The 19,186-nt window shown below is 72.0% G+C and carries 17 protein-coding genes; 14 read left to right on the top strand and 3 right to left on the bottom strand.

Going from position 1 to position 19,186, the window contains the following annotated elements; translation table 11 throughout:
- Positions 1 to 20 precede the first annotated feature (20 nt).
- The 7 genes from LZ495_RS13340 (at position 21) to LZ495_RS13310 (ending at position 7,362) form a co-directional block, all read left to right on the top strand.
- On the top strand, positions 21 to 596 hold the full coding sequence (locus tag LZ495_RS13340) for a MarR family winged helix-turn-helix transcriptional regulator (RefSeq protein WP_235052374.1): 576 nt from the start codon (positions 21 to 23) through the stop codon (positions 594 to 596).
- A 373-nt stretch (positions 597 to 969) separates the two neighbouring features.
- Positions 970 to 1,368: a response regulator gene (locus LZ495_RS13335; RefSeq protein WP_235052373.1), complete on the top strand. Its 399-nt coding sequence runs from the start codon at positions 970 to 972 to the stop codon at positions 1,366 to 1,368.
- A 21-nt stretch (positions 1,369 to 1,389) separates the two neighbouring features.
- Complete coding sequence (locus tag LZ495_RS13330) at positions 1,390 to 3,306, top strand: sensor histidine kinase (RefSeq protein ID WP_235052372.1); 1,917 nt, start codon at positions 1,390 to 1,392, stop codon at positions 3,304 to 3,306.
- The gene (locus LZ495_RS13325) at positions 3,294 to 3,968 is read left to right on the top strand and encodes a response regulator transcription factor (RefSeq protein ID WP_235052371.1); all 675 of its coding nucleotides are present in this window, start codon (positions 3,294 to 3,296) and stop codon (positions 3,966 to 3,968) included. Before LZ495_RS13330 ends, LZ495_RS13325 begins: the two co-directional genes overlap by 13 nt.
- A 24-nt stretch (positions 3,969 to 3,992) precedes the next feature.
- On the top strand, positions 3,993 to 5,231 hold the full coding sequence (ilvA, locus tag LZ495_RS13320) for a threonine ammonia-lyase (protein WP_235052370.1): 1,239 nt from the start codon (positions 3,993 to 3,995) through the stop codon (positions 5,229 to 5,231).
- Between the two features lie 218 nt (positions 5,232 to 5,449).
- Positions 5,450 to 6,499 (top strand): ATP-binding cassette domain-containing protein, encoded by a 1,050-nt coding sequence (locus LZ495_RS13315; protein WP_235052369.1) that lies wholly within the window; start codon positions 5,450 to 5,452, stop codon positions 6,497 to 6,499.
- Positions 6,496 to 7,362: an ABC transporter permease gene (locus tag LZ495_RS13310; RefSeq protein ID WP_235052368.1), complete on the top strand. Its 867-nt coding sequence runs from the start codon at positions 6,496 to 6,498 to the stop codon at positions 7,360 to 7,362. The genes LZ495_RS13315 and LZ495_RS13310 overlap by 4 nt, the downstream gene beginning before the upstream one ends.
- 83 nt (positions 7,363 to 7,445) lie before the next feature.
- Here LZ495_RS13310 and greA read toward each other — a convergent pair whose 3' ends face one another.
- Positions 7,446 to 7,943 carry a transcription elongation factor GreA gene (gene greA, locus LZ495_RS13305; protein WP_235052367.1) on the bottom strand — a complete coding sequence of 166 codons (498 nt, stop codon included), beginning with the start codon at positions 7,941 to 7,943 and terminating at the stop codon, positions 7,446 to 7,448.
- Positions 7,944 to 8,159: 216 nt separating this feature from the next.
- Entirely contained in the window at positions 8,160 to 8,591 is a 432-nt protein-coding gene (locus tag LZ495_RS13300) for a DUF4307 domain-containing protein (RefSeq protein WP_235052366.1), read from the bottom strand.
- 142 nt (positions 8,592 to 8,733) lie between these two features.
- Here LZ495_RS13300 and mca point away from each other — a divergent pair, with 142 nt between their 5' ends.
- The 4 genes from mca to LZ495_RS13280 all read left to right on the top strand — a co-directional run bounded on the left by mca (position 8,734) and on the right by LZ495_RS13280 (position 13,630).
- Positions 8,734 to 9,609, top strand: a complete 876-nt coding sequence (mca, locus tag LZ495_RS13295) for a mycothiol conjugate amidase Mca (protein WP_235052365.1) — start codon at positions 8,734 to 8,736, stop codon at positions 9,607 to 9,609.
- A 142-nt stretch (positions 9,610 to 9,751) separates the two neighbouring features.
- A complete protein-coding gene (locus LZ495_RS13290) occupies positions 9,752 to 10,000 on the top strand; it encodes a hypothetical protein (RefSeq protein ID WP_235052364.1) in 249 nt (82 codons plus the stop codon).
- Between the two features lie 29 nt (positions 10,001 to 10,029).
- Complete coding sequence (locus tag LZ495_RS13285) at positions 10,030 to 12,162, top strand: thioredoxin domain-containing protein (RefSeq protein ID WP_235052363.1); 2,133 nt, start codon at positions 10,030 to 10,032, stop codon at positions 12,160 to 12,162.
- Between the two features lie 187 nt (positions 12,163 to 12,349).
- Positions 12,350 to 13,630, top strand: coding sequence for a glycosyltransferase 87 family protein (locus LZ495_RS13280; protein ID WP_235052362.1), 1,281 nt, complete (start codon positions 12,350 to 12,352; stop codon positions 13,628 to 13,630).
- On the opposite strand, the gene trhA is transcribed toward LZ495_RS13280, so the two are convergent.
- Entirely contained in the window at positions 13,618 to 14,292 is a 675-nt protein-coding gene (trhA, locus tag LZ495_RS13275; RefSeq protein WP_235052361.1) for a PAQR family membrane homeostasis protein TrhA, read from the bottom strand. The genes LZ495_RS13280 and trhA overlap by 13 nt on opposite strands.
- 240 nt (positions 14,293 to 14,532) lie before the next feature.
- On the opposite strand from trhA, the gene LZ495_RS13270 reads away from it, so the two are divergent.
- From LZ495_RS13270 to phoH2, 3 genes are all read left to right on the top strand, one after another.
- Positions 14,533 to 16,356, top strand: a complete 1,824-nt coding sequence (locus LZ495_RS13270) for a phosphoenolpyruvate carboxykinase (GTP) (protein ID WP_372498569.1) — start codon at positions 14,533 to 14,535, stop codon at positions 16,354 to 16,356.
- 268 nt (positions 16,357 to 16,624) lie between these two features.
- Positions 16,625 to 17,386, top strand: coding sequence for an isoprenyl transferase (locus LZ495_RS13265; RefSeq protein WP_235052359.1), 762 nt, complete (start codon positions 16,625 to 16,627; stop codon positions 17,384 to 17,386).
- 333 nt (positions 17,387 to 17,719) lie between these two features.
- A complete protein-coding gene (phoH2, locus tag LZ495_RS13260) occupies positions 17,720 to 19,036 on the top strand; it encodes an RNA 5'-3' helicase PhoH2 (RefSeq protein WP_235052358.1) in 1,317 nt (438 codons plus the stop codon).
- Positions 19,037 to 19,186 lie beyond the last annotated feature (150 nt).

Genomic DNA, 19,186 nt, shown 5'->3' with positions numbered 1-19,186 from the left:
CGGACGACGAGCGAGCCGCAATGACACCCGATCAGGCGCCCCAGCATGCGCCCCAGCCAGCGCCCGGCCACGCGACCGGCGGACTGCCCGGCGGCGCGCCGGAGCTGTCGCCCGCCGACGACGCGCTGTACGACCGGCTGCAGCACGAAGTCGCCCTGTTCGCGCGGCGCGCCGAACAGACCCGGCTCGGCGCCGCGGGCGAACTGCGCTACACCATGGACCGGGCCGCGTACCTGCTGCTCGGCCGCCTCGAACACGAAGGCCCCATGGGCGTGAAGGCCCTCGCGCAGGCCATGTCGATCGACTCCTCCACGGTGACCCGGCAGGTCACCCCGCTGGTCGAGCAGGGGTACGTGGACCGGGTGCCGAACCCCGACGACGGCCGCGCGGTGCTGCTGCGGCTCTCCGAGATGGGCTTGGACCGGCTGCACCAGGTGCGCCGCGCCCGGATCCAGCTGATGGCGGAGATGTGCGGCGACTGGTCCGATGCGGACCGCGAGCGCTTCACCGACCTGCTGACCCGGTTCAACCAGGAGATGGTCCGCCGCCAGGCGGCCCGGGCGGCCGGTAACCCGCAGGCGGCGACCGAGGACTGACGGACGGTCAGCACGACGCGCGGGGCGCGGCCGGAATCAGGGTTGACCCCGACGCGGCCGCCGTACCGCCCCGGACACCATGGACCCACCGATCGCCGTGGCGTTCCGGCGGTGCCGGACGGGACCCCGCCCGTCTGCTGCCGCTGCCGCGCGGTGAGGCCCCGGGGGGAGGCCTTACCGCGCGGGGTTCCGCGCCGGTGTGTGCGGCCCGCATCGACCCGGGCCGCACGCGGGCAGCCGAGGGGGGATGCCTCCGGCACCGCGGAACCTGAGGACAACACGGCGATCGGTACGCCCGGACCGCACGGCGGCCGCCGGGGCGCGCACATGCCGGATCCGCAGGAGGGCCACGGTGGGGGCAACCGGATCACCTGTGACCGTCGTCCTCGTCGACGACCACGACGGGTTCCGCCGGCTGGCGACGCGGCTGCTCACGTCATGGGGGTACCGCGTCGTCGGAGAAGCGGCGGACGGCCCCGGCGCCGTCGAGGCGGCCCGGCGGCTGCGCCCCGACCTGGTACTGCTGGACGTCCAACTCCCGGGCTTCGACGGCTTCACGGCCGCGGGCCGGATCCGCGAAGATGACGCGGGTGTGGGGATCGTGCTGATATCCGGGCGGGCCAGCGAGGACTACGGCGACCGCGTCGTCGGCGCGCCCGCGGACGGCTACATCTCCAAGGAGGAGCTGTCGCCGCAGAGCCTCGCAGCAGCGCTGCGCGGATTCGGCGCCCCCTCCGCACCCGCTGCCGCCCCTGCCGCCGACTCCCGCTGACCCGCGGACGGAACGACCGCCATGCTTCTGCGCATCTCGAGCCTGCGCGACGCCGTCCGCCGCATGGACACCGCGCCCCCCGCCCACCTCGCCCGCGCGATCGTCGCGGTGCAGAGCACCACCACCGTCCTGGCCGTCGTCGGCGTGCGCTACGGCGGCTACCGGCTCACCTGGGGCGAGACGTTCACGCACTGCGTGCTGCCGCTGCTGGCCGGCTGGGCGTACGCCTGGTGCGCGGTCGTCGCGATCGAGCGCCGCCGCCCGAGCGAGGCCGTCTGGCCGCTGCTGCTGGCCGCCGGGCTGTGCACGCTCATGCTGCTCGGCGGCATCCGGACCCGGCCCACCTTCCTGATCGGCTTCTTCGCCGACTGGCTGGTGATGGGCGTGATCGCGCACATCATGACGGACTTCGCACGCGGCGACGCCTACCCGCGGCTGCGGCGCGCGCTCGTGGTCACCGGCTACGTGGCGACCGGCCCGAGCGTCGTCCTGTGGGTCGTCATCGTCGGCGCGTTCGACATCCCGCCGCGCGACCTGCTGGCCGAGTCCGACGTGGACACCATCACCGTCTCGCCCGACGACATCGTCTTCTCCGTGCTGCCGACCCTGGTGTCCGTGGTGGCGCTGACGATGTTCTTCCTGCGCTGGTGGACCGCGAGCCGCATCCTGCGGCGCGGCTGGACCGCGGTGCTGCTCGGCAACATCGGGCTGACCGGGGTGTACGTCTACACCGGCCTGATGGTCATGGTCCCGGCGCTCCGCTCGACCTACGGCACCGGCATCGCCGCGGCGCGCGTCTCGCTCGCGCTGTGGCCGCTGTTCCTGCTGGCCGGCATGATCCGGGCCCGCGCCGGGCGCTCGGTCGCCGCGGACCTGGCCGCCGACCTCGGCCACGCGCCGCCCCCGCCGGGCCATCTGCAGGACGCCCTGGCCCGCGCCCTGCGCGACCCGGGGCTGAGACTCATCTACTACCGCCCCGCACACGGCGATTACGTCGATCCGGACGGCCGGCCCAGCCCGCTGCCCGAGCCCGGCCCCGGGCGTAGCGTGACCGTGCTGTCCGAGGTCGGCGCCATCGTGCACGACCCGGCCCTGGACGAATCCCCGGACCTGGTCCGGGCGGTGGCCGCGACCGCGCGCCTGCTCATGGAGAACGAGCGGCTGCACGCCGAGGTCCGGGCGCAGCTCGCCGAGGTGCGGGCCTCGCGCGCCCGCATCGTGGAGGCCGGGCTCGCGGCCCGCCGCAAGATCGAACGCGACCTGCACGACGGCGCCCAGCAGCGGCTGGTGACGCTCGCGCTGATGCTGCGCGCCGCGCAGAGCCAGGCGGCCCGGCAGCGTCCCGAGAGCCGCGGCGACGGCCATGCCGATGCCGATGCCTTCCCTGCGGCCCTCGCCGAATGCGCCGCCGAACTCAAGCTCGCCATCGCCGAGTTGCGCGAACTGGCCCGCGGCATCCACCCTGCCGTTCTGACCGAGGCGGGCCTGTCCGCCGCACTCGTCTCCCTCGCGGACCGGTCCGTGCTCCCCGTCGAGGTGGCCGCGGTGCCGGACGGGCGCTTCGCCCCCGGGCTGGAGGAAGCCGTGTACTTCGTGGTCAGCGAATCGCTGGCCAACGCCGCGAAGCACGCCTGCGCGACGGGCGCGGTCATCGCGGTGCACCGAGGAGAGGAAACGATGACGGTCGAGATAGCCGACGACGGCGTCGGCGGAGCCGACCCGTGCCGCGGCACCGGACTGCGCGGCCTGGCCGACCGCGTCGAGGCGCTGGACGGCACGCTCACCGTGCACAGCATGCCCGGGCACGGCACCCGGATCCTCGCCGAACTGCCGTACGGGGCGGCATCCGCGGCATCCGCAGCATCCGCGGGACCCGCAGGACCCGCGGGGCTCCCGGGCCCCTCGGGATCCGCCGAGGAGCAGCCGTGCGCGTCGTGATCGCCGACGACGCCCTGCTGTTCCGGGAGGGCGTCGCCCGGCTGCTCGCCGAGGCCGGCTTCACCGTGGTCGGCCAGGCGTCCGACGGCACGTCCCTGGTCGACCTCGTGCGCACCGAGCACCCGGACGTCGCGGTGGTGGACATCCGGATGCCGCCCACGCACACCACCGAAGGCCTGGACGCCGCCGTCACGCTCGCCGAAGTCCGCCCCGGCATCGGCGTCCTGGTGCTCTCCCAGTACGTCGAGAGCCACCACGCGGTACGCCTCCTCGGCGGCGACCGCAGCGCGCCGGGCGCCCCCGGCCGCGGCTACCTGCTCAAGGAGAGCATCACCGACCTGGACCGCTTCGCCGCCGCGGTGCGCACCGTCGCGGCCGGCGGCGTGGTGGTCGACCCCGAGGTGGTGGCCGGCATGCTGGGCCGCCGCCGGGCCGGCGGCGTACTGGCCGGCCTGTCCGAACGCGAGCTCGAAGTCCTGGACCTGATGGCCCAGGGCCGATCGAATCAAGCCATCTGCGGCGAGCTGTTCCTGAGCCCCAAGACCGTGGAGACGCACGTCCGGAACATCTTCGGCAAACTCGGCCTGCCCAACGGCACCGACGGGAACCGGCGCGTACTGGCGGTTCTCACCTTCTTGCGCGAGGGGAAGATCGGCCGGTGAGGCACCGGTGACAGACTTGGGGGCATGACCCAGGTCGCACCCGACAAGGTGACACTCGACGACATCCGCGTCGCGCACAAAATGCTCGACGGAGTCGCCCGCACCACCCCGCTGGAGAGCTGCCGCGCGCTGACCGAGCGCATCGGCGGCCCGGTCTACCTCAAGTGCGAGAACCTGCAGCGCACCGGCTCCTTCAAGATCCGCGGCGCCTACGTGCGGATCGCCGGACTGGACGCGTCCGAGCGCGCCCGCGGCGTGGTGGCGGCGAGCGCCGGCAACCACGCGCAGGGCGTCGCGCTGGCCGCCCGGCTGCTCGGCGTGCAGTCGACCGTCTTCATGCCGGTCGGCGCGCCGCTCCCCAAGATCGCCGCGACCCGCGGCTACGGCGCCGAGGTGCTGCTCGAAGGCACCACCGTCGAGCACTGCCTGACCGCCGCCAAGGCGTACGCCGAGGCCACTGGTGCGGTCTTCATCCACCCCTTCGACCACCCCGACGTGGTGGCCGGCCAGGGCACCGTCGGGCTGGAGATCCTCGACCAGTGCCCCGAGGTGCGCACCATCCTGGTCGGCACCGGCGGCGGCGGACTGCTGGCCGGTGTCGCGGTGGCGGTCAAGGCGCTGCGCCCGGATGTGAAGGTGATCGGCGTGCAGGCTGCCGCGGCCGCCGCGTACCCGCCCTCGCTGGCCGCCGGGCGCCCGGTCGTGCTGCCCGCCGTGTCGACGATGGCGGACGGCATCGCGGTGGGCCGGCCGGGCGATGTGCCGTTCGCGCTGATCGACGAACTTGTCGACGGGGTGCGCACGGTCGGCGAGGAGTCGCTCTCCCAGGCGCTGCTGCTGTGCATGGAGCGCGCCAAGCTCGTGGTCGAGCCGGCCGGCGCCGCGTCCGTCGCGGCCCTGCTGGAGGCGGGCGGCTCGCAGTCGTACGTGCCCATCGAGCCGCCGGTGGTCGCGGTCCTGTCCGGCGGCAACGTCGACCCGCTGCTGATGCTGCGCGTGCTGCGGCACGGCCTGGCCGCGGCCGGCCGCTACCTGTCGCTGCGGGTGCGCATCCCGGACCGGCCGGGCGCGCTGGCCACGCTGCTCGCCGAGCTCGCGGACACCGATGCCAACGTCGGCAACGTGACGCACGTGCGCACCGACGCCTCGCTGCAGCTCGGCGAGGTCGAGGTCGAGCTGCAGCTGGAGACCAAGGGCGTGGAGCACTGCCGCGAGGTGGTGGCCCGGATGAAGTCCGCCGGCTACCCGGTCGCCGAGGCCTGAGCCGGCCCCCGCGCGCGGCGCGCCGGGGATGGCCGGTACTGGCCCTGACCCTGTGTCAGTGCGCTTTGCTGTCCTGGCGGGGACGCCCTGAGCGGCCGGTATTCCGGTCGCGGCGGCCCCGGTGACGCGGCATCGTGGAACGAATCGAAGATCGAAGTGCGAAGGCGTCGCCCCATCACACTGACGCGGAGAACCCGCCCGAGGAGTGATCCAACGACATGCAGGACGCGATCGTCGCCGAAGGCCTGGTCAAGACCTTCGGCGAAGTACGGGCGCTCGACGGGGTGGACCTGAACGTGCCGACCGGCACGGTTCTCGGGCTGCTCGGTCCGAACGGCGCCGGCAAGACCACCACGGTGCGCGTGCTCACCACATTGCTCACCCCCGACTCCGGCCGGGCCACGGTGGCCGGGTACGACGTGCTCAAGCACCCGGACGAGGTCCGGCGGTCGATCGGGCTGTCCGGCCAGTTCGCCGCCGTCGACGAGTATCTGACCGGCCGCGAGAACCTCCAGATGGTCGGCGAGCTCTACCAGATGCGCGGCAGCGCGGCGAAGTCCCGGGCCCAGGAACTGCTCGAATGGTTCAACCTGGCGGAGGCCGCGGACCGCCCCGCCAAGACGTACTCCGGCGGTATGCGGCGCCGCCTCGACCTGGCGGCCGCGCTCGTGGTGCGGCCCCCGGTCATGTTCATGGACGAGCCCACCACCGGCCTCGACCCGCGCAACCGGCTGGCGCTGTGGGAGGTCATCCAGAAGCTCGTCGCGGACGGCACCACGCTGCTGCTGACCACGCAGTATCTGGAAGAGGCCGACCACCTCGCGCACGACATCATCGTGGTCGACCACGGCAAGGTCATCGCCCGCGGCACCGCCGACCAGCTCAAGGCCCAGACCGGCGGCGAGCGCGTCGAGGTGGTCGTGCACGACCGCGAGCTGATCGGCACCGCGACCGAGGTGCTGCGCGGCTTCAGCCGGGACGGCGTCTCGGTCGACAAGCACACCCGGCGCCTCACCATTCCGGTCCAGGGCGGCGCCAAGCTGCTCGCCGAGGTGATCCGCGAACTGGACGCGCGCGGCATCGAGATCGACGACATCGGCCTGCGCCGGCCCACGCTGGACGACGTGTTCATCTCGCTCACCGGCCACCACGCCGAGGACGCGGACGACGACGGCGACGAGAGCGGGGACGGGTCCGGCTCCGCCGCCGAGGACACCGGCAGTGCCGCCGAGGGCGCCGCGCAGACCGGGAAGGACGACGCCCGATGACCGCGACCGACACCTCGACCGGCACCATCGCCCCCACGACGCTGGCCCCCAAGCCGCGCGGCGGCCTCGCGCAGTCGGTGCACGACTCGCTGGTGATCGCCCGCCGGAACCTGATCCGGATGAAGCGCATCCCCGAGATCGTGGTCTTCGGGCTCATCCAGCCGGTCATGTTCGTGCTGCTGTTCGCCTACGTCTTCGGCGGGTCGATCGCGGTCGACGGCTCCACCGACCCCAAGATGTTCCGCGAGTTCCTGATGGCGGGCATCTTCGCGCAGACCGTCACCTTTGCCACCGCCGGCTCCAGCGCGGGCATCGCGGAGGACATGACCAAGGGCCTCATCGACCGGTTCCGGTCGCTGCCCATGGACCGCGGTGCGGTGCTGACCGGTCGGACCATCGCCGACCTGGTGCAGACCACGCTGACCATGGTGGTGCTGATCATCGTGGCGCTGATGGTCGGCTGGCGGATCCACAACGGCATCCCCAAGGCGCTGGCCGCGATCGGCCTGATGCTGCTGCTGGGCTACGCGTTCACCTGGATCGGTGCGCTCATCGGCCTATCGGTGCGGACCCCGGAGGCGGCCACGTCGGCGGGGCTGATCTGGCTCTTCCCGCTGACCTTCGTCTCGAACGCGTTCGCGCCGACCTCGGGCATGCCGACCTGGCTCCAGCACATCGCGGACTGGAACCCGTTCAGCGCCACCGTGCAGGCCGGGCGTGTCCTGTTCGGCAATCCGGGCGTGTCGCAGTCGGACGCGTGGCCCATGCAGCACCCGGTGTGGGCATCGCTGTTCTGGTCGGTGCTGATCATCGTGGTGTTCCGCACCCTGGCGGTGCGCAAGTACCGCTCGGCCACCGCGTGACGGTCTGACGGCACAGCGAAGGGCCCCGGCGCGGTCGCCGGGGCCCTTTCGCATGTGCCCGCCGGTGCGCGGGTGCCGTCCGGTCAGCCGGAGTAGGGCTTGACCTCGACGATCTCGACGTCCATCGACTTGCCGTTGGGCAGCTCGTACGACGCGGAGTCGCCGATCTTCTTGCCGTTGATCGCGGTGCCGAGCGGCGAGGCGGGGGAGTAGACCTCGATGTCGCCGCCGACGTCCTCGCGCGAGCCGAGCAGGAACGTCATGGTGTCGTCCTTGTCGCCGTCGAAGGCGACCGTGACGATCATGCCCTGGCCGACCACGCCCGTGTCGGCGGGCGCCTCGCCCACCTTGGCGTTGTCGAGCAGGCCGCGGAGCTGGCGGATGCGCAGCTCCATCTTCCCCTGCTCCTCCTTGGCCGCGTGGTAGCCGGCGTTCTCCTTGAGGTCGCCCTCCTGACGGGCTTCCTCGATCTTGGTGGCCAGCTCGACACGGCCGGGACCCGACAGGTGCTCGAACTCGGCGGTGAGCCGGTCGTACGCCTCCTGGGTGAGCCAGGTGACGTTGTCGCTGGTCTGGGTCACGGATTGCTCCTCGTCGGTCATGGAACTTCTTGTTTCGCCCCGAATAAAACCAGCGCCCCTTCACCGGACCGGCGCGCGGGGCGCCGGCGATGAAGGGACGAAACCCCGAGACTAACAATTTCCCAGGCGGACCGGCACTCATGCGCCCGCTCCGCAGCGGGCCGCCCGGGTCCGCGGCGGGGCTGACGCCCGAGGCCGCGCGGGGCGCCCGGCGGGTCAGACGAGCCGGCAGCCGTCCAGCTCGGCGGTGTTCGGCCGGGCCGTGGTCTGCAGCACCTCGCGCACCGTGGTGACCTTGGACGACGAGGCCGGGATGCGGACTTCCTTGCGGCCCACCTCGGTGCCGTCCTCGCTCCGCGAGCGCAGCACGCAGACGGCTTCCTTGTCCTTGTCCTTGGTTACCTCGATACGCGCCTCGACGGTGCTGTCCGACGTCACCTCGAACGTCGGAATAGTCGCCGTCACATCGCGGTTGGCGTGGTCGAGACCGATCCACACAGTTCCGGAGACCAGCAGCACCAGGAAGACCACGAAGGCGATGCGCAGTCCGCGGTCCTTGCCGTCCTTGGCGCCGGCACCGGTACGGCGGACGCGGCGGCCGTACCGGTCGCGGGAGGCCGGGGCGTCCGGGCCGGAGGTCTGGCTCACTGGTCCACTCCCGTGCCTCGGTGTCGCGGACCGGCGGTTTCGCCCGGGCGCGCTGCTTCGGCCACTATATGACGGGTCTCCGATGCACCAGGGGGCCGCCTCCGCAAAGCCCGGGGGCGCTACGACGAGGAGCGACTTTCCGGTGAGTGAGCGGCTGAGGCTGATGGCGGTGCACGCGCACCCCGACGACGAGTCGAGCAAGGGCGCGGCCACGATGGCCCGGTACGTGCGCGAGGGCGCCGAGGTCCTGGTGGTCACGTGTACCGGCGGCGAGCGCGGCTCGGTGCTGAACCCGAAGCTCCAGGGGGACCCGGAGATCGAGGCGAACATCGACGAGGTGCGCCGCAAGGAGATGGACGCGGCGCGCGCGATCCTCGGCGTGGAGCAGGCCTGGCTGGGCTTCGTCGACTCCGGGCTCCCGGAGGGCGACCCGCTGCCGCCGCTGCCCGAGGGCTGCTTCGCGCTGCAGCCGGTGGAGAAGGCCGCGGAGCCGCTGGTCCGGCTGATGCGCGAGTTCCGGCCGCACGTGGTGACCACGTACGACGAGAACGGCGGCTACCCGCACCCGGACCACATCCAGACCCACAAGGTGACCGTCGCGGCGTTCGACGCGGCCGGCGACCCGACCGCGTACCGCGAGGCCGGCGAGCCGTGGCAGCCGCTGAAGCTGTACTACAACCAGGGCATCTCGCGGGCCCGGGTGCAGGCGCTGCACGACGCGATGGTCGCGCGCGGCCTCGAATCGCCGTACGGCGAATGGCTGGAGCGCTGGGGCGAGCGCGGCGAGCGCGACATCACCACCAAGGTGCCGTGCGCGGACTATTTCCCGCTGCGCGACCAGGCGCTGATCGCGCACGCCACGCAGGTCGACCCGGACGGCTTCTGGTTCCGCGTGCCGCTGCAGGTGCAGCAGGAGGTCTGGCCGACCGAGGACTACGAGCTGGTCAAGTCGCTGGTGGACACCGACCTGCCGGAGAACGACCTGTTCGCCGGGGTCCGGGTGGACGCCGCGCGCTGACCCGCGTACCCCGTACGAGCGACACGGCGGCCGCCCCTCTTTTCACATCCGAACAAGCGGATGCGACCCTTGAGGGGCGGCCGCTCCGTCGTGCGGCCGCGCGGCGCCGCGCGTGCCGCGTTCTGTCCAGTGGAGGACCCTCATGACCACCGACCTCGCCTTGCAGCTTGCCGAGCTGAACGAGGACAAGGTCACGCCCGGCCTGCTCGGGTTCACCGTCGTCGCGGTCCTTGCGATTGCCACCTGGCTCCTGGTCAAGTCCATGAACAAGCACATCCGCGGCGTGAACTTCGAGGAGAAGGACGTCCCCGCGCCGCGTGCCGCCGAGGACGGCACCCCCGCCGAGCCCGGTGCGGACGACCGCGAGACACAGGGCAACGGCGCCAAGTAGCCGCGGGGTCACCCTGCGAGGATGAGCGCATGAGCAATCGCCTCGCGGGGTCCACGTCGCCTTACCTGCTGCAGCACGCCGACAATCCGGTCGACTGGTGGCCCTGGGGCGAAGAGGCCTTCGCCGAGGCGCGCCGCCGCGATGTGCCGATCCTGCTGAGCGTCGGGTACGCGGCGTGCCATTGGTGCCATGTGATGGCGCACGAGTCGTTCGAGGACGAGACCGTGGCGGCCTACTTGAACGAGCACTTCGTGCCGGTCAAGGTGGACCGCGAGGAGCGGCCGGACGTCGACGCCGTCTACATGGAGGCCACCACCGGGATGACCGGGCAGGGCGGCTGGCCGATGACCGTCTTCGCCACTCCTGACGGCGCACCCTTCTACTGCGGCACCTACTACCCGCCGACCTCGCGGCACGGGCTGCCCGGGTTCCGCGAGCTGCTGCAGGCGGTCGCCGATGCGTGGCAGGAGCGCCGGGACGACGTGATCGCCTCGGGGGCGAAGGTCGTCGAGCAACTGTCCGTGCCGCGCGGCGGGCTGGTCGGCGGGCAGCCGCCCGGCGCCGAGGAACTGGACGCCGCGGTGCGCGCGCTGCGCAACGACTACGACGAGACGCGGGGCGGCTTCGGCGGGGCGCCCAAGTTCCCGCCGTCCCTGCTCCTGGAGTTCCTGCTGCGGCAGCACGCCCGCACCGCCGACCGCGGCACGCTCGACCTGGTCGAGCACACCTGCGCGGCCATGGCCCGCGGCGGCATGTACGACCAGCTCGGCGGCGGCTTCGCCCGCTACTCGGTCGATGCGGCCTGGGTGGTCCCGCACTTCGAGAAGATGCTGTACGACAACGCGCTGCTGATCCGGGTGTACACGCACCTGTGGCGGACCACCGGCTCGTCCTTCGCCCGCCGGGTCGCCCTGCAGAGCGCCGATTTCCTGATGCGCGAACTGCGCACCCCCGAGGGCGGCTTCGCATCTGCGCTGGACGCCGACAGCCCCGACGAATCCGGGCACTCGGCCGAAGGCGCCTTCTACGCCTGGACGCCCGCGCAGCTCATCGAGGTGCTGGGGGCCGAGGACGGGGAGTGGGCCGCCGAGGTGTTCGCGGTGACCGAGGCAGGCACCTTCGAGCACGGCATGTCGGTGCTGCAGCTCCTCGCCGACCCGGACGACCCGGCCCGCTTCGACGCAGTCCGCGAGCAGCTCTTCCGGGCGCGCGCCGAGCGGACGCCCCCGGCCCGCGACGACAAGGTCGTGGCGGCCTGGAACGGGCTGGCGATCGCCGCACTGGCCGAGGCCGGCGCGCTGTTCGACCGCCCGGACCTGGTCGAGGCCGCGATCGCGGCGGGCGACCTGCTGATCAGCGTGCACCTCGGGGCGGGCGGCGCCCAGGACGACGACTCGCGGGGCGACCGCCTGGTGCGCACCTCGCGCGACGGCCACGCGGGCCCGAACGCGGGTGTGCTGGAGGACTACGCGGACGTCGCCGAGGGCTTCCTCGCGCTGTACGCGGTCACCTCGGACGACGCCTGGCTCACCTTCGCGGGCCTGCTGCTCGATGTGGTCCTCGGTCACTTCACCGCGGAGAACGGCGAGTTCTTCGACACCGCGGACGACGCCGAGGAGCTGTTCCGGCGCCCGCAGGACCCGGCCGACAATGTCACGCCGTCCGGCTGGACCGCGGCCGCGGGCGCGCTGCTCACGTACGCCGCGTACACCGGCTCCGCCGAGCACCGCGACGCGGCCGGCGTCGCGCTGGGCGTGGTGCGCACGCTCGGCCCGCAGGCCCCGCGCGCGATCGGCTGGGGCCTCGCGGTGGCCGAGGCGTGGCTGGACGGGCCGCGGGAGATCGCCGTGGTCGGCCCGTACGACGACCCGGCGACGCGCGCCCTGCGCCGCGTCGCGCTGATGGCGACCGCGCCGGGCGCCGTGGTCGCGGTCGGCGAGGCCACCGAGACCGGCCTGCCGGTGGAGTCCGCGGCCAAGGAGGCTGCGGAGGCCGCGGAGGCCGCGGAGGCCGGCCCGGCCGGCCCGGTGGCGCTGCTGCGCGACCGCCCGCTGCAGGGCGGGCGCCCCGCGGCGTACGTCTGCCGGCACTTCGTGTGCCGCGCGCCGACCGGTGACCCGGCCCAGCTCGCCGCGCAGATCGGCGCCCGCGACCCCGAGTAACCTCCTGTTTCCGTGCCGTCACCCTCCGCTTCCGCAGCTATGCATGTATACCGAGTATGGTCACACAAGTGCATACCGAGTATGGTCTCGTGCATACCGAGTATGTGCTGCTGCCCCGCTGCGGGCCGCGGCGCGGAAGCAGTGCGGAGCTTGGGGGCTACGGCTGATGCGGGAAATGCGGCAGGTCATGCGGAAGCGCGGCAAGGCGCTGTGGGTACGGACGGGCGCCCCGGCGCCCTGGGCACTGGCCTTCCTGGCCGCCTCGATCGCCGCCTATCTGGCGGTGCGCGGTCTGACCAAGCCCTCGATGGTCGACCTGGTGGTCTACCGGGCCGAGGGGCAGGCGGTCGTCGACGGACGCGACCTGTACGGCCCGCTCGGCACCCCGCACGGGCTGCTCGCGACCTACCCGCCGTTCGCCGCGATGCTGTTCGCGGGCCTGACCGTGCCGCCCTACGAGGCGCTGCGGATCGGCGTGATCGCCGCGAACATCGCCCTCCTGCTGCTGGTCGTGGTCCTCTCCGCCCGGCTGGCCGGCATCGCGGTACGCCGCCGCGCGACCGTCGTGGCGGCCGCGACCGCGCTGTGCATCTGGGCCGAGCCGGTCTTCACCACGTTCCGCTACGGCCAGGTCAACCTGCTCCTGCTGGCGCTGATCCTGTGGGACTTCGGCCGCCCGGCCGGCACCCGCACCAAGGGCGTCGCGCTCGGCATCGCCATGGGCATCAAGGTCACCCCGGGCATCTTCGTCGTGTACCTGCTGCTCACCCGCCGCTTCCGGGAGGCGGCCGCGGCCGTCGCGGCCTTCGCGGCCACCGTCGCGGTCGGCGCCCTCGCGCTGCCCGGCTCCTCGCGCGCGTTCTGGTTCACCCACCTGTCGGACCCGCAGCGGGTCGGGCGGCTGGAGAACGCCGCGAACCAGTCGGTCCGGGGCCTGGTCGTGCGCATCACCCACACCCGGGAGCCGGACCAGCTCTGGTACCTGCTGGTGGCCGCCGTGGGGGTGGCCGGCCTGGCGGGCGCGGTGCTCGCGTACCGCGCGCTCGGCGACCGCTGGGGCCTGCCGGCCTGCGCGGTCACCGGGCTGCTGGTGTCGCCGATCGCCTGGACCCACCACTGGGTCTGGTGCGTGCCCATCGCCCTGCTGCTGTGGGCCGAGGCGCGGCGCCTGCTGGCCGCGGTGGCGGTCTTCTGGACGTTCGCGGTGTGGGCGGTCCCGCACGTGCCCTACGTCGAGCTGGATTTCGCCCCGTGGCAGACCGCGCTGTCGGCCTGGTACATCCTCTTCGGCCTCGGCTTCCTGGCCCTGGCCGCCGCCAAGGCCCGCTCGGCCGCATACGTGCCGAAGGCCCGCACCCGGGCGGATGCGGACCTTGGCGACGAGCTGGACGAGCTGGACGAGCTGGATGAGCGGGACGAGCAGAGCGAGCGGGACGGGCGGGGCCGGCGGGCGCCTCAGGCCGTGTAGGCCACCAGCGAGATGCCGATGTAGTGCGTGGTGAACGCGGCCAGCGTGAACGCGTGGAAGACCTCGTGGAAGCCGAACCAGCGCGGCGAGGGGTCCGGGCGCTTCAGCCCGTACACGACCGCGCCCAGGCTGTAGAGCAGCCCGCCGGTGATCACCAGGACGAGGACCGCGACGCCGCCCTCGCGCAGGAAGTCCGGGATGTAGAAGACCGCGGCCCAGCCCAGGGCCACGTACACCGGGGTGTAGAGCCAGCGCGGCGCGCCTATCCAGAAGACCCGGAAGCAGATGCCGGCCAGCGCGCCGGCCCAGACCACCCACAGCAGGGGCGAGTCGACGCCGAAGAGGATGATGGAGAAGGGCGTATAGGTGCCCGCAATGATCAGGAAGATGTTCGCGTGGTCCAGGCGGCGCAGGATGGCCTCGCCGCGCGGGCCCCAGTTGCCGCGGTGGTAGAGCCCGGAGGTGCCGAACAGCATCGCCGCGGTGAGCGCGAAGACCGCGCAGGCGATGCGGGCCTTCGTGTTGTCCGCGACACTGACCAGCACGATGCCGCCGGCCACCGCCACCGGAAAGGTCCCGGCATGGATCCAACCACGTAGTTTGGGCTTGACGCGCTCCAGGGCGTGCCCGTCGGGCGCAACGGCGTGTACGTCCACACTCATGCGGGAAGTGTACTTACGGACACGTAGGTTACTCGTTAGTAGGACGTGAAACACATCACGGAATATCGCCGCTGAAACGGGGATCAGGCGCTGTTCTTTGGGTCATGCGCCCGTTTTGGGGGCACAACTTCCGGGCCGGCACCCTCCCGCCCGATCCCCCGTGTGGGTGACCACGTTAAAATCCCCGCAACCCTCAACCCCGACGCCGGGGGCTCGCCGTCCCCGGCGCGAAATGGAGCGATCGTGGCGTACGAGGCCCTTGGCCTGGACAAGGCCCCGACGAAACACAGTCAGCTGATCGAATGGGTGCGTGAGATCGCCGAGCTCACCCAGCCGGACCGGATCGAATGGTGCGACGGTTCCGAGGCGGAGTACCAGCGCCTCGCGGACCTGCTCGTCGAAAAGGGCACGTTCAAGAAGCTCGACGATGTGAAGCGTCCCAACAGCTACTACGCCGCGTCCGACCCTCGGGACGTCGCGCGTGTGGAGGACCGCACCTACATCTGCTCCGAGAAGCAGGAGGATGCGGGCCCGACCAACAACTGGGTCGCCCCGGCGGAGATGCGCGCCAAGTTCGGCGGCCTCTTCAAGGGCTCCATGAAGGGCCGCACGATGTACGTCGTGCCGTTCTGCATGGGCCCCCTCGGCTCCCCGCTGGCGGCCTACGGCGTCGAGATCACCGACTCGGCGTACGTTGCGGTCTCCATGCGCACCATGACCCGCATGGGCCAGCCGGTGCTGGACATCCTCGGCGAGGACGGCGACTTCGTGAAGGCGGTGCACACCCTCGGTGCCCCGCTCGCGGAGGGCGAGGCCGACGTGCCGTGGCCGTGCAACGACGAGAAGTACATCTCGCACTTCCCCGAGGCCCGGGAGATCTGGTCCTACGGGTCCGGCTACGGCGGCAACGCGCTGCTCGGCAAGAAGTGCTACGCGCTGCGCATCGCCTCCGTCATGGCCCGCGACGAGGGCTGGATGGCCGAGCACATGCTCATCCTCAAGCTCACCCCGCCGTCCGGCGCCGAGCCGAAGTACGTCGCGGCGGCCTTCCCGTCCGCGTGCGGCAAGACCAACCTCGCGATGCTCCAGCCCACGGTCCCGGGCTGGAAGGTCGAGACCATCGGCGACGACATCGCGTGGATGCGGTTCGGCGCGGACGGCCGGCTGTACGCGATCAACCCGGAGGCGGGCTTCTTCGGCGTCGCCCCCGGCACCGGCGAAGAGACCAATGCCAACGCGATCAAGACGCTGTGGGGCAACTCGGTCTTCACCAACGTCGCGCTGACCGACGACGGCGACGTGTGGTGGGAGGGCCTCACCGAGGACGCTCCCGCGCACCTGACCGACTGGAAGGGCAACGACTGGACGCCGGAGTCCGGCGTCCCGGCCGCGCACCCGAACGCCCGGTTCACGGTGCCCGCGTCGCAGTGCCCGACCATCGCCCCGGAGTGGGAGGACCCGGCGGGTGTGCCGATCTCGGCCATCCTGTTCGGCGGCCGCCGCGCGAGCGCGGTCCCGCTGGTCACCGAGTCCTTCGACTGGCAGCACGGCGTCTTCCTCGGTGCGAACGTCGCATCCGAGAAGACCGCGGCCGCCGAGGGCACCGTGGGCGAGCTGCGCCGCGACCCGTTCGCGATGCTGCCGTTCTGCGGCTACAACATGGGCGACTACATGGCCCACTGGCTGGAGATCGGCAAGGCCACCGACGCGGCCAAGCTGCCGAAGATCTACTACGTGAACTGGTTCCGCAAGGACGCCGACGGCAACTTCGTGTGGCCCGGCTTCGGCGAGAACAGCCGCGTGCTCAAGTGGATCGTCGAGCGCCTGGAGGGCACCGCGTCCGGCGTCGAGACGCCGATCGGCGTGCTGCCCACGCGCGACGCGCTGGACCTCAAGGGCCTGGAGATCTCGGACGCCGACCTCGAGCTGCTGCTCAGCGTCGACCGGGAGATCTGGAAGCAGGAGGCCGCGCTGGTCCCCGAGCACCTGGAGAAGTTCGGCTCGCACACGCCGCAGGAGCTGTGGGACGAGTACAACGCCCTGGTGACCCGCCTGGAGGCCTGACCGGCTCCCGGCGGCACCGAAGCAGCACCCAGCAGCACAGAGCACCGCGGGAGACCCCGCCGGATTCGTCCGGCGGGGTCTCCTCGCGTTTGCGCGCGTACCGTGGTGACAGGGCCCGGACCAGGACGAATGCGCTGTACACGAGCCGACACGCGCAGTCTTCACGGAGTCTTCACGCAGCGCGGCCGGTCGGGTGATTCCTGCTGGGCCGGTTGCGGGAGTAGGGTTTCCGGCGCGGGTGATCCTGAGGACGGAGGAGCAGGTGGACATGAGCCTGCGGGACCTCGCCTACGGCGCGTACGGGCGACGCATCGAGGCGTCGCTGGACCGTACCGACATCCCGCGCCACGTCGGCGTCATCCTGGACGGCAACCGGCGCTGGGCGAAGGCGTACGGCGAGGAGACCGCCGAGGGCCACCGCAAGGGCGCCGACAAGATCCACGAGCTGCTCGGCTGGTGCGAGGAAGTCGGCGTCGAGGTGGTCACCCTGTGGCTGCTCTCCACCGACAACCTCAACCGGCCGCCGGACGAGCTCACCGATCTCATGGAGATCATCGAGAACGCGGTCCGCGACCTGGCCGCCACCCGCCGCTGGCGGGTGCACCCGGTCGGCGCCCTCGACCTGCTGCCCGAGCACACCTCGCGGGTCCTCAAGGAGTCCGAGGCGGCCACCGCCGACATCGACGGCGTGCTGGTGAACGTCGCGGTCGGCTACGGCGGCCGCCGCGAGATCGCCGACGCGGTCCGCTCGCTGCTGCAGGAGCACGCCGGCCGCGGCACCTCGATCGAGGAACTCGCCGAGGTGCTCGACGTCGAGCACATCTCCGAGCACCTCTACACGCGCGGCCAGCCCGACCCGGACCTGGTGATCCGCACCTCGGGCGAGCAGCGGCTGTCCGGATTCCTCCTGTGGCAGAGCGCGCATTCGGAGTTCTACTTCTGCGAGGCCTTCTGGCCGGACTTCCGCAAGGTCGACTTCCTGCGCGCACTCCGCGACTACGCAGCGCGCAACCGGCGTTACGGAAGCTGAACTCCGCCGCCCGGCGCGCAAGGCCCGCGGGGAAGCCGCCAATTCGGTGCCGGATACCCCGTGCAGGCCGAAGATGAACGCGCGGCAAATGATCGCCCAGATTGTGTTGGCACGCATCTTGTAGGGAATAACCTCGCCAGACCCGGCGGCCACCCGCCAGGTGGCGCAACACAGGTGACCCCCCGTCACCTGCCAGGGAGGCCCTTCCGTGCGGATACTGCACAACTGTCCACGGCGACAGGAGGGCCAGGCACCCGGCCCTCGGGCCCGGTCCTGGACTCCGAGCGATCAGGGCGTACGGTGCGCGCGCCCTGAAAGGGGGCGAGGCATTCCGTGGCCACGAACCAACGCCGTGCTCCGCAGCGCCGCACGTACGTCCTTGACACCAGCGTGCTGCTTGCGGACCCCGCCGCATTCCTGCGGTTCGACGAGCACGAAGTGGTCCTGCCCGTCATCGTGATCACCGAGCTGGAAGCCAAAAGGCACCATCCGGAGCTCGGTTATTTCGCCCGCCACGCATTGCGCAGTCTGGATGAACTGCGCACCAGGCACGGCCGCCTGGACGCGCCGATCCCGATCGGGGAAGCCGGCGGCACACTGCGGGTGGAACTGAATCACATCGACGCGACCGTCCTTCCGCCCGGATTCCGGCTGGGCGACAACGATTCGCGCATTCTCGCGGTGGCCCGGCACCTGCAGGCCGAGGGCCACGACGTCACGCTGGTCTCCAAGGACGTGCCCATGCGGGTGAAGGCGTCCGCGGTGGGCCTGAACGCCGAGGAGTACCTGGCCGAACTGGTCAGCACCTCCGGGTGGACCGGGATGTCCGAACTGCAGATCGCCGGATCCGAGATCGACGCGCTCTTCGAGAACGAGCGGATCCACCTGGAGGCCGCCGCCGATCTGCCCTGCCACACCGGCCTCGTGCTGGTCAGCGAGCGGGGCAAGGCGCTGGCCAGGGTGACCCCGGACAAGCAGGTGCGCCTGGTGCGCGGCGACCGCGAGGTGTTCGGCCTGCACGGCCGCAGCGCCGAACAGCGCATCGCCCTCGACCTGTTGCTCGATCCGGACATCGGCATCGTGTCGATGGGCGGCCGCGCGGGCACCGGCAAGTCGGCGCTGGCGATGTGCGCGGGGCTCGAGGCCGTGCTCGAACGCCGCCAGCACCGCAAGGTGATGGTCTTCCGCCCGCTGTACGCGGTCGGCGGCCAGGAGCTCGGCTACCTGCCCGGCACCGAGAACGAGAAGATGAGCCCGTGGGCCCAGGCGGTGTTCGACACACTGTCCGCGGTCACCACGGCCGACGTCATCGAGGAGGTCGTCGGGCGCGGCATGCTCGAAGTCCTGCCGCTCACCCACATCCGCGGCCGGTCGCTGCACGACGCCTTCGTCATCGTCGACGAGGCCCAGTCGCTGGAGCGCAACGTGCTGCTGACCGTGCTGTCCCGGATCGGCAGCAACTCGCGGGTCGTGCTCACCCACGACGTCGCCCAGCGCGACAACCTGCGGGTGGGCCGGCACGACGGCGTGGTGGCGGTGGTGGAGAAGCTCAAGGGCCATCCGCTGTTCGCGCACGTGACGCTGAGCCGCTCCGAGCGGTCGCCGATCGCGGCGCTGGTCACCGAGATGCTGGAGGACCTGCCGGCGTAGTCCCGGCGTCCGCGGCAGGGGCGGTCCCGGCAGGGCCGCCCACCCGCCGCACTCCAGGCCCGCGATGTCCACAGGTCGGGGGGGGGGGCGGGGGGGGGGCCCCCCCCCGAGGGGGAGGCCCGGCCCCCGCGCGGCCCCCAGGACGGGAGG

The organism is Yinghuangia soli (assembly GCF_021502675.1).
Taxonomy (GTDB): domain Bacteria; phylum Actinomycetota; class Actinomycetes; order Streptomycetales; family Streptomycetaceae; genus Yinghuangia; species Yinghuangia soli.
This window is presented reverse-complemented; position numbering and strand designations above follow the sequence as displayed.